This is a genomic window from Streptomyces fulvoviolaceus (assembly GCF_000718165.1).
Taxonomy (GTDB): Bacteria; Actinomycetota; Actinomycetes; order Streptomycetales; family Streptomycetaceae; genus Streptomyces; species Streptomyces fulvoviolaceus.
Map to the genome: position 1 here is coordinate 1 of NZ_JOEY01000255.1, position 202 is coordinate 202.

A 202-nucleotide genomic window follows, 5' to 3' on the forward strand; every position below is an offset into this window, starting at 1 on the left:
CGTCGACGGCGTTCTGCACGAGTTCACCACCGTGCCGGGCGTCAAGGAGGACGTCACCGACCTGATCCTCAACATCAAGCAGCTGGTCGTCTCCTCGGAACAGGACGAGCCGGTCGTGATGTACCTGCGCAAGCAGGGCCCGGGTCTGGTCACCGCCGCCGACATCGCGCCCCCGGCCGGTGTCGAGGTGCACAACCCCGAC

Annotated in this window: 1 pseudogene; it reads left to right on the forward strand. The window is 67.3% G+C overall.

Annotated features, from left to right (window positions below):
- Positions 1 to 202 (forward strand): annotated as a pseudogene (locus IG08_RS0153780) (DNA-directed RNA polymerase subunit alpha); the annotation flags it as partial.